The 10606-nt window shown below is 65.8% G+C and carries 7 protein-coding genes; 1 reads left to right on the forward strand and 6 read right to left on the reverse strand.

All coding sequences use genetic code 11. From position 1 onward, the window contains the following. The 5 genes from VMR03_RS02890 to VMR03_RS02910 form a co-directional block, all read right to left on the reverse strand. Nucleotides 1–1163, reverse strand: a 1163-nt coding sequence (locus VMR03_RS02890) for a DNA translocase FtsK 4TM domain-containing protein (RefSeq protein ID WP_325402098.1), incomplete at its 3' end; no start/stop codon positions are given. 89 nt (nucleotides 1164–1252) lie between these two features. Further along, on the reverse strand, nucleotides 1253–2488 hold the full coding sequence (locus VMR03_RS02895; protein ID WP_325402100.1) for an aminotransferase class I/II-fold pyridoxal phosphate-dependent enzyme: 1236 nt from the start codon (nucleotides 2486–2488) through the stop codon (nucleotides 1253–1255). A gap of 225 nt (nucleotides 2489–2713) precedes the next feature. Then, nucleotides 2714–3967, reverse strand: a complete 1254-nt coding sequence (locus tag VMR03_RS02900; protein WP_325402102.1) for an ammonium transporter — start codon at nucleotides 3965–3967, stop codon at nucleotides 2714–2716. 385 nt (nucleotides 3968–4352) lie between these two features. Next, nucleotides 4353–4691, reverse strand: a complete 339-nt coding sequence (locus tag VMR03_RS02905) for a P-II family nitrogen regulator (protein ID WP_325402104.1) — start codon at nucleotides 4689–4691, stop codon at nucleotides 4353–4355. A gap of 381 nt (nucleotides 4692–5072) precedes the next feature. Beyond that, nucleotides 5073–6416, reverse strand: coding sequence for an ammonium transporter (locus VMR03_RS02910; RefSeq protein ID WP_414693142.1), 1344 nt, complete (start codon nucleotides 6414–6416; stop codon nucleotides 5073–5075). 414 nt (nucleotides 6417–6830) lie between these two features. Here VMR03_RS02910 and VMR03_RS02915 point away from each other — a divergent pair, with 414 nt between their 5' ends. Further along, complete coding sequence (locus VMR03_RS02915) at nucleotides 6831–9047, forward strand: PQQ-dependent dehydrogenase, methanol/ethanol family (protein WP_325402106.1); 2217 nt, start codon at nucleotides 6831–6833, stop codon at nucleotides 9045–9047. A 177-nt stretch (nucleotides 9048–9224) separates the two neighbouring features. Here the strand turns inward: VMR03_RS02915 and VMR03_RS02920 are convergent. After that, on the reverse strand, nucleotides 9225–10606 hold a 1382-nt coding region (locus tag VMR03_RS02920; RefSeq protein ID WP_325402108.1), incomplete at its 5' end, for an amidase.

The following is a 10606-nucleotide window of genomic DNA, read 5'->3' on the forward strand; positions in this document are numbered from 1 at the left end:
AGCGGCGGGAGCTGGTAGTCGCTTTTCGGCTCGAGCGCCAGCGTCGGCTGCGCCTCGCGGACGGCGCGCTTGGAGGGCTTGGCCGCTTTCGGCGCGGTGCGGCTGATGGGTGGCACCGGCTTGCCGCCGAGCTTCGGCCCGAGGCGGCCGCGCGGCATCTCGCCTTCATCCTCGTCGAGATCGACGTCGATCTCGTCCTCATCCTCATCCTCATCGTCGAAATCGTCGACCGTGGATTTGCGCGTGGCGCCACGGGTGCCGAACCCGGTCATGCGCGCCTCGGCGATCTCGGCGGGCGAGAGCGGCGCGTAATCGCCCTGACGGAGCAGGCGGTCGCGCAGATCGGTGACGTGGTCGCCGATCGTCCAGGCGATGACGCGCAGCCGGCTTGGTTCGACATCGGGCCGATAGGGCCGGACTCCACGCTTGCCGCGTCGCTGCGGCCCGCGTTGGGCCACGGACGGAACCTCGATCTCGGCCTCGCCGCGGCGGCGGCGGCGCACCGGATAGGCGAGCTGATCTTCTTCCTCTTCTTCGTCTTCCTCCGCGCGGCGCCAGAAGGTGGCGCGGTTCGCCAGCGCGACGATCTCCATCCATTCGAGGTCGGCCGCATAAAGTGCGAGGAAGCCGGTAACAGGCGCGGTGACGAGCGCGGTCACGGCATAGGAAAGTCCGTTGCCGATGAAGGGCGCGAAGAGCTGCAGCCCGAGCGAGGAGAGCGCGTCGCCGAGGACGCCGCCGAAGCCGAGACCCGGCGCCAGCGCCCAGATCGCGAGCAGCGGCAGCGTGCCGAGAAAGGCGGCGGCGAAAAGCGTGGCGAGCAGCCAGGCCGCGACCCTGAGCACCAGGCGCGGCGGCATGTCATGGCGCGCGAGGCGCAGGCCCCAGGCGATGGGCGGGATCAGCAGCACCAGCGCGCCAAGGCCGAGCGTTTGCAGGAGGATGTCCGAGATGTAGGCGCCGGGCATCCCCATCCAGTTCTGCGGGGCAAGGCCGGTCGCATTGTTGAGGCTCGGATCGTGGCGCGACCAGCTCACCAGGGCGAGAAGGCCGAAAAGGCCGAGCGCCACCAATGCGGCGCCCGCCACTTCCTCGAAACGCCTGCCGAGGAACACGCGCACGCCCATCGGCAGAAAGGCGAACGGGTTCAGCCAGGTCCTCACACGCATCCTCCAGTTGCCGCGCACGGGCGTCTTCTTCGCCGTCTTGCGCGATCCCTTGGCTCCGGAACGCCCCCGCGACGCCGCGCCGATCACAGAATATCCGCGATGCGCGACAGCGCTTCCTCGGTGGCGGCCTGTTCGTTCACCAGCGCGACACGGATATAGGCCGCGCCTGGATTGCCGCCGCCGCCGTGAATCGCCGAGCCTGAATCTTCGCGCGAGAGATACTTGCCGGGCAAGACCTTGACGCCGCCTTTCGCCCAAAGGTCACGCGCGGCCGCCTCGCCGTCGCCGACATCGAGCCAGAGGAAGAAGCCGCCGGCCGGGCGGTAGAAGCCGAAGCGATTGCCGAGAATGCGCTCCGCCGCGTCGATCTTGGTGCGGTAGCGGGCGCGGTTCTCCTCGACATGGCTCTCGTCGCGCCATGCGGCCGCCGACGCCGCCATGATCGGCAGTGGCACCTGCGGCGCCGCGATGTTGCGGAAGTTGCGGAAGCGCATGAGAAAGTCGCGGTCGCCCGAGATGAAACCCGAACGCAAGCCCGGCAGGCTCGAGCGCTTGGAAAGCGAATGGAAGACGACGACGTTGTCCAGCGAACCCGACAGCTCGATCGCGGCCTGCAGCGCGCCTGCCGGCGGTTCGCGGTCATAGATCTCGGCATAGCATTCGTCGATGGCGAGCAGGATGCCGTGCCGGCGCGCGAGACCGATCAGGTCCTTTAGATAGTCGAGGCTCGCGACCGCGCCTTGCGGATTGGCCGGCGAACAGAAATAGATCATCGCGGTCCGCGCCAGCAGCTCTTCGGGCAGCGCGCCGAAATCGGGAATGAAGTCGTTTTCGCGCGTCGCCGCCACATAGACGGGCTCGGCGCCGGCCGCGAGCGCGGCCGCCGCATAACATTGATAAAAGGGGTTCGGCATCAGGATCGCCGGCTTTTGTCCCGCCTTCGACAAGGGCGTGGCGACGAAGGCGATATTGAAGAGCGCCTCGCGCGTGCCGTTGACGGGCAGGATCTGAAGCTCGGGATCGAGCGGCTTTCTCGGGCCGATCACGTCCGGCCCCAGCCCGTAGCGGCGGCCGAGCCAGGCGGCGACGGCGGCGCGGAAATCGGGCGTGCCCGAGATCGGCGGATATTTGCCGAATTCCTTTGCGTGAGCGGCAATGGTCTCCGAGACGAAGGCCGGAAAGGGGTGTTGCGGCTCGCCCAGCGACATGATGATGGGCGCCTTGCCGGGCTGGATCCCCTCGATCAGCGCATTGAGGCGCGGAAAGGGGCCATCGGGCAGGGATTCAAAGCGGTTATGGGTCAGGTCCGGCGCAGACATTACGGGCGCAGTATCTCCTGGGCGCGCCCGGATCCCGGACACGGCGTGGCCATGCCCCGAAGCGTTCCGGCTTCGGGGCGCGCCGCGATCTTACCGGGCTCCCCGGAGCCGGTCTAGCTGCTTGGACAGGCGCGATCCGTGGAAAAACCTGTGGAGTCTTCGGCCCTTATCCACACAAGTGGAAGTAATTCCTCAGTCCCTCGCTAACTTTTGCCGTCCACTCACTCACCGCTGCATCATCTCGGCCTCGGGATTGGCGCCGATCTTGTGGATTGCGAGGTCGGCGCCCTGCGCCTCCTCCTCCGCCGAGAGGCGGATGCCGACGGTGCGGGCCAGCGCGCCATAGACCAGGAAGCCGCCCGCCAGCGCATAGGCCGCCCCGCCGATCGAGCCGACGAGCTGGCTCCAGAAGGAGACGCCGCCCATGCCGCCCAGCGCGGCGAGGCCGAAGATGCCGCAGGCGACGCCGCCCCAGAGCCCGCAAAGCCCATGCAGTGCCCAGACGCCCAGCACGTCGTCGAGCTTCAGCCGCCGCTGGCTCCAGTCGAACATGACGACGAAGAGGACACCGGCGCCGGCGCCGGTGAGAAGCGCGCCGATCGGGTGCATCAGGTCGGAGCCGGCGCAGACCGCGACGAGGCCCGCCAGCGCGCCGTTATGGACGAAACCCGGGTCGTTGCGCCCGGCAATCAGCGCCGCGAGGATGCCGCCGACCATCGCCATCAGCGAATTCATCGCGACGAGGCCCGAGACGGCGGCGAGCGATCCGGCCGACATCACGTTGAAGCCGAACCAGCCGATGCAGAGCAGCCAGGAGCCGAGCGACAGCCAGGGGATCGAGGAGGGCGGAAAGCCGATCAGGCGGCCGTCCTTCGTATAGCGCCCGACGCGGCGGCCGAGCATCGTGACGGCGCCGAAGGCGAGCCAGCCGCCGACCGCATGGACGACGACCGAGCCGGCGAAATCGTGGAACTTCGCGCCGAAGCTCGCCTCGAGCCAGGCCTGCACCCCGAGATTGTCATGCCAGACGAGGCCCTCGAAGAAGGGATAGACGAGGGCGACGATGATCGCGGTGGCGGCGGCCTGCGGCCAGAAGCGCGCGCGTTCGGCGATGCCGCCCGAAATGATCGCCGGAATGGCGGCGGCGAAAGTCAGCAGGAAGAAGAATTTCACGAGGTCGCGGCCCTGAGGTGCGTAAAGGTGGGGCGCATAAAGCCCGCCTTCATTGCCGTTGAGCGTCGCGGCCGGCGCGAAAAAGTGCATCCCGTAGGCGACGCCATAGCCGATCAGGAAATAGGCGAGCGTCGAGACCGCGAAATCGACCAGGATCTTCACCAGCGCATTGACCTGGTTCTTGTGCCTGACCGTGCCGACTTCGAGAAAGGCAAAGCCCGAATGCATCGCGAAGACCAGGATCGCGCCCATCAGAATGAAAAAAACATCGGCGCCGTTGGCGGCGCCGGCTTCGACCGGTGTCATCGGAAATCCTTCCTGCTCGCGTCCCTCGTTCCGGCGCCGGGTCGGTTGCGCCCCGGGCCGGAAAGCCCTCTTTTTGCCCGACTGCCTCGAAAGGCGATGCGGTGCCGTCCTTTTCGACGGCACCATGCTCAATCAAGGGGCATGCCATGCGACTGACGAATTTTTCATCAGGCAAAATCAAAGGCTTGGCGAAACGGACCGGCGACTGCCGCTGAAATAGCAGGCATATCGCCTACCGAATGGACACTCACTGAAGGCAGTCGGCGTAAAATTTAGGCAAAACAGAAGAGCCCGGAAGGGAGGCTTCCGGGCTCTCGGGATACTGACGTAGTTCTCAAAGCGGTCCGTCACGCCCCATTCCGACAGGCGGGGCGCCGGGGAAGGGTCAGATCGCGTCCGCGTCGGTCTCGCCGGTGCGGATGCGCAGCGCCGATTCCACCGGCACGACGAAGATCTTGCCGTCGCCGATCTGGCCGGTCTTGGCCGCGCCGCTGATCGCCGAGACCGTCTTGGCGACGAGCTCCGACGGGACCACGACTTCGATCTTGATCTTGGGCAGGAAGTTCACGGCGTATTCGGCACCGCGATAGATTTCCGTCTGGCCCTTCTGGCGTCCATAGCCTTTGACCTCGGAAATGGTCAGGCCTTCGATGCCGAGCGAGGTCAGGGCCTCGCGGACTTCGTCGAGTTTGAAGGGCTTCACAATCGCCACAACGAGCTTCATTTTGCTTTCCTCTTTTGTTTGCCGCCGGCCGGCCTCGTGGCCTCCCGGGATTCCTCATACTCGGCGCGGCGGATGCTTGCGGACCGGCCGAGACTGCTTACCAATAATCAAGAACCGTGCCGAACGAGGAAAAGTGTCGTAAGTCGCTGTTTTTGCGAACTCTTCCGGCCGGTTACGCGAAGAACTCGAAATTCTGTACACGGTCGATGCGGGGCCGATCGCGCATAAAGAGGCAGATGCCTTTATCTTATGCAGGTTGCGCCGCAACATTTTCACTCCCGGATGATGCACCGGAAGATCCGGTGCCGCCGAGACACAAAGGGCGCCCGACCATGAAATGGAGGGGCGCCCCTGTCCGCAACAGGCCCAGAAGGGCAGTGCTTACTGAACCACCTCACCATGCAGGTTGATGTCGAGGCCTTCGACTTCTTCCTGCGGCGAGACGCGGAGACCGAAGAAGATCTTCACGATCATCAGAAGGACGAACGTGCCGACGCCCGACCAGACCAGGGTGTAGAGGATGCCCTTGATCTGGGTGACGACCTGACCCCAGTTGCCGTCGATGCCGCCGACAGGCGCTTCCGCACCGGTGATCGCCATCGTCGCGAAGACGCCCGTCAGCACGGCGCCGACGATGCCGCCGATGCAGTGCACGCCGAAGACGTCGAGCGCGTCGTCATAGCCGATGGCCCGCTTCACGCTGGTCGAGGCGATGAAGCAGATCACGCCCGCGGCGAGACCGATCCAGAGCGCGCCGACCGGATCGACGAAGCCCGCCGCCGGAGTGATGGCGACGAGGCCGGCAACGGCGCCCGAGCACATGCCGAGCAGCGTCGGCTTCTTGTGAACGACCCATTCGGCGAACATCCAGGCGAGAGCGGCCATGCCGGTCGCGATCTGGGTGACGACGAAGGCCATGCCCGCACGGCCGTCGGCGGCGAGTTCCGAACCCGCATTGAAGCCGAACCAGCCGACCCACAGGAGGGAGGCGCCGATCATCGTCAGGACGACGTTGTGCGGAGCCATGTTCTCGCTGCCATAGCCCTTGCGGGGCCCGAGCACGAGGCAGGTCACCAGACCGGCGATGCCGGCATTGATGTGGACGACCGTGCCGCCGGCGAAGTCGAGCACGCCGGCGCCGCCGAGGAAGCCGCCGCCCCAGACCCAATGGCAGATCGGTGCATAGATGAAGATCGACCAGAGCGTCATGAAGACGAGCATGGAGGAGAACTTCATGCGATCGGCGAAGGCGCCCGTGATGAGCGCCGGCGTGATGATCGCGAAGGTCATCTGGAAGACCATGAAGACGCTTTCGGGAATGACGCCCGAAATGTTCCCCACGCTCAGACCGCTGAGGAAGATGCGATCGAAGCCGCCGATATAGGCGTTCATCGTTTCGCTCGGATTCGTGCGGAAGGCGAGCGAATAGGTGAGGACCGTCCAGACCACCGTCATCAGCCCCGTGATGGCGAAGTTCTGCGCGACGATCGCGACGACGTTCTTCTTACGGACCATGCCGCCATAGAAGAGCGCAAGGCCCGGGATCGTCATCAACAGGACGAGGGCGGAGGATGTCATCATCCATGCCGTCGACCCGCTGTCGAGCGTGGGGGTTGCCTCCTCGGCAAATGCACTCCCTACCGAGGCGAGGAGCGCCAGCGTCGCCGCCGCGGCCCCCAGGGGAAGCTTTCGAAAGACCCCCGTTTCGTTTCCTTTCTCAGTCATCCGTCTCTCCATTGACTGCCGGGTCACTGCCCCCCGGCTTTGATGCGCGGGCGCCCTTTTCGTGATGTGCCCGAGGGCACGCACCGGCGCTTGACGACAAGCTTTCTCAAGAACCGTGCCGAACTGACTGCAACTGCATAGCGCCTTGATTCGACCCATACTTTTGTCACGGAACGCCAAAACAACCGGACTTTGAACGTCATAACTGCACAATAATAGTGCAATTTGAAGTCGGCGCATAATATTTGTGCATAGACTCACGCCATAACCGGCGAAAAGAGCCGGCAAGCCTCGCTTTCCCCGATTCCGCTCCTCCGATAGAGTTCCGCTGGCAAAGGAGCCCCGCGAGAGGGCTCCGGCAGCGGAGGCGCTTCTTTGGCGACCTCCGGGGGAAGCAAACAGGATGGGGAGGTCATGGCTCAATCATCGGTCAGGACATGGCCCGCGGCGCTGAGCGTCGCGGCCTGCGTGGTGCTCGGCGTTACGGTCGGCTGGCAATTCGTCCACCGCGGCGATGAGGGCGGAGGCGGAACGCAGATCGCGGTCGGCGAGCCGGCGCCCGGCGGCAAGGCTCCGTCCACGGAGCAACGTGGGCTCGCCGACATCGACGGCGCGCGCATCGTCGACGCGGACAAGGAGCCCGGCAACTGGCTCGCCCATGGCCGCACCTATGACGAGCAGCGCTTCTCGCCGCTCGATCAGATCAACGACAAGACCATCGGCCAGCTCGGCCTCGCCTGGTCCTATGAGACCGGCACCGTGCGCGGTCTCGAAGCCTCGCCCATCGTCGTCGACGGCACGATGTTCACGACGCTTTCCTGGGGCATCACCGCCGCCCTCGACGCGAAGACCGGCAAGGAACTCTGGCGCTTCGATCCGGAAGTGCCCGGCGAATGGGGCCGCTACGGCTGCTGTGACGTCGTCAATCGCGGCGCGGCCGTCTGGAAGGGCCGCGTCTATGTCTCGAGCTTCGACGGACGCCTCTTTGCCCTCGACGCCAAGGACGGCCATGTCGTCTGGAAGGTCGACACCGTCCCCGGAGCGCCCTACACCTCGACCGGCGCGCCGCGCATCGTCAACGGCAAGGTGCTGATCGGCAATGGCGGCGGCGAATACGGGGTACGCGGATATATCACCGCCTATGACGCCGAAACCGGCAAGCAGGTCTGGCGCTTCTACACGGTGCCCGGCGACCCCTCGAAGCCGCTGGAAAATCCCGAACTCGAAAAAGCCGTTCCCACCTGGAAGGGCGGCGAGTGGTGGAAGGTCGGCGGCGGCGGCACGGCCTGGGATTCGATGGTCTTCGATCCGAAGCTCAACACCGTCTATATCGGCACCGGCAACGGCTCGCCCTGGACGCGCTACATCCGCTCTCCGGGCGGCGGCGACAATCTCTATCTGTCCTCGATCGTCGCGCTCGATCCCGAGACCGGCCGCATGAAGTGGTATTACCAGGAGACGCCCGGCGACAACTGGGACTACACCTCGACGCAGCCGCTGATGCTCGTCGATCTTCCCTGGGAGGGAAAAACCCGCAAGCTTCTCCTCCATGCGCCGAAGAACGGCTTCTTCTATGTGCTCGACCGCGAGACGGGCGAGCTTCTCTCGGCCAAGCCCTTCGTCTCGGTCACCTGGGCAAGCCATGTCGACATGAAGACGGGACGTCCCGTCGAATTGCCGGCGAGCGACTACGAAAAACAGACACAGTTCGTCCTGCCGTCGGCCAATGGCGGCCATAACTGGCATCCGATGGCCTATAATCCGAAAACGGGCCTCGTCTATCTGCCGACGCAGGACATCGCCGGCATCTATTCGCTGTCGTCGGAGTGGAAGAAGGACCACAAGTTCACGGTCCGGAAGAACTGGTGGAACCCCGGCCTCGACTGGGCGGCCTATATCGACGCGATCAACGCCTTGCCCGAAATTCCGGTCAGTCACGGCTTCCTCAAGGCCTGGGACCCGATCAAGGGCGAGGTCAAATGGCAGGTCGAATATCCCGCGCCTCTCAATGGCGGCGTGCTGACGACGGCGGGCAATCTCGTCTTCCAGGGCACGGCGCTCGGCCACCTCGTCGCCTACAAGGCCGACACGGGCGAGAAGGTCTGGGACCAGGACGTGCAGACCGGCATCGTCGCGCCGCCCATCTCCTATGAGGTCGACGGCGAACAATATGTCGCCGTGCTCGCAGGCTGGGGCGGCGTCAACATCACGTCGGGCGACGCGCGGGCCTCGGCGGCGGCGAAATACGGCAATGACGGCAAGCTCCTCGTCTACAAGATCGGCGGTACGAAGGAATTGCCGAAACTCGCCGAGCGCGACCAGTCGATCCCGGAATGGCCGCCGCTCACCGCCTCGAAGGAAGAGGTCCGCCGGGGCGAGGTCGCCTTCGCGGGCACCTGCATGCTTTGCCACGGCGCGCTTGCGGTTTCCCCCGGCGTCACCCCCGATCTCCGGCGCATGAACGAGAACACGCGCGCGCATTTCCAGGACATCGTGCGCGGCGGCATGCTCAAGGACAACGGCATGGCGAGCTTCGGCGACCTTCTGTCCAAGGACGATGTCGACGCGATCCTCTCCTATATCCAGAAACGCGCCCTCGAAGACCGCGCCAGGGAAGCCCCGGTGCGATAGGCGGCGGCGTTGCCACCAAAGACAAAGCCCCGGAAGAAGTTCCGGGGCTTTTTGTTTCCTTACCTCCCCCCTTTGAGGGGGAGGTCGATCGGCGAAGCTGATCGGGTGGGGGGGACTTCTTCGAAAGACTCTTTTTGCCGCCCCCCTCCCAACCCTCCCCCTCAAGGGGGGAGGGCTTTACCGCAACACCGTCTCCACAGCCTTTGCGATCCTGAGCAACCGCTCTTCCGAGTTCGGCGCCGCCTGCAGCATCAGTCCCACGGGGATGCCGCCCGCGTCGTAACCCGCCGGCAGCGTGACCGCGCAGAGGCCGAGCTGATTGCCGATGGTGGTGTTCCTGAGCGCCATGCGGTTCGCCTTGAAATAGTCGGGGCCGCCTCCCTCGAGCGCCGCGATGGGCGGCGGCGTGATCGCAACGGTTGGCAGCAGCACTGCATCGACGCCCGCCGTCGCGGCGAGATAGCGCACGACGATCGCCGCCCTTGCCGCATCGGTCTTCATCAGCTCGGCCGAGGTGATCGAGGCGCCCGCCATCATGCGTTCGAAGACGGGCCGGTAGACGACAGCCTCGTTCGCCGCCAGCGTCTCGTGCCAATAGGCATAGGCCTCGGCGACAAGGCGGCTCGCGCCGCCGCTCCAGGCGAGCCGGTCGATCTCGTCGAGTTCGGGCAGTTTATGTTCGACGATGCGCGCGCCGGCATGAACGAGGCGGCGGATCGCGAGGTCGAGCGCGGCGGCGACGCCGTCGTCGAGCTCGCTCCAGGCGACGCCGCCCGGCAGCCAGAAGACCGCATCCCTCAGATCGGCGCCGTCGAGGTCGAAGGGCTTCGATGCATCGAGCAGCGAGAAGAGCGCGGCCGCGTCGGCGACGTCGTGAGCGAGCGGTCCCACCGTGTCGAAACTCGGCGAGAGCGGCACGGTGCCGGCAAGCGGCAGGCGTCCCGCCGTCGTCTTCAATCCGACGAGACCGTTCCAGGCAGCGGGGATGCGCACCGAGCCGCCCGTGTCGGTGCCGATGGCCGCCGCCGCGAGCCCCCGCGCGACCGAAACGCCGGCGCCCGCCGACGATCCGCCGGGCACGCGTTCGACCGTTTCGTCGAAGGCATTGGCGGGCGTCCCCATCTTCGGGTTGATGCCGAGACCCGAGAAGGCGATCTCCGTCATGTTGGTCTTGCCGAAGCAGACGGCGCCCGCCCGCGTCGCCCGCGCCAGCACTTCGGCGTCATGCGCGGGAATGCGGTTCTTCAGCGCCAGCGAACCGGCCGGCGTCACATCGCCCGCGCTGTCGAACAGGTCTTTCCAGGAGAGCGGCACGCCGTCGAGCGGATGGCGGCGCAGCCCCCGCTTCGCGCGGTCGGCCGCCGCATCGGCCTCGACGCGGGCCCGCGTCCCGGTCAGCAGGTGATAGACGCGACGGCCCGGGTCTTCCTTTTCGGCGCGGTCGAGAAAGAAATCCGTCACCTCGCGCGGGTCGGCCTTGCCCTCCTCGAAGAGGCGGCCGAACTGAAGCGCCGTCGTCGTTTCGTTCCAGCCTTGCGTCACAGCGTCACGACCATGCG

This window comes from Parvibaculum sp. (assembly GCF_035511255.1).
In the GTDB taxonomy this organism is placed as follows: Bacteria; Pseudomonadota; Alphaproteobacteria; order Parvibaculales; family Parvibaculaceae; genus Parvibaculum.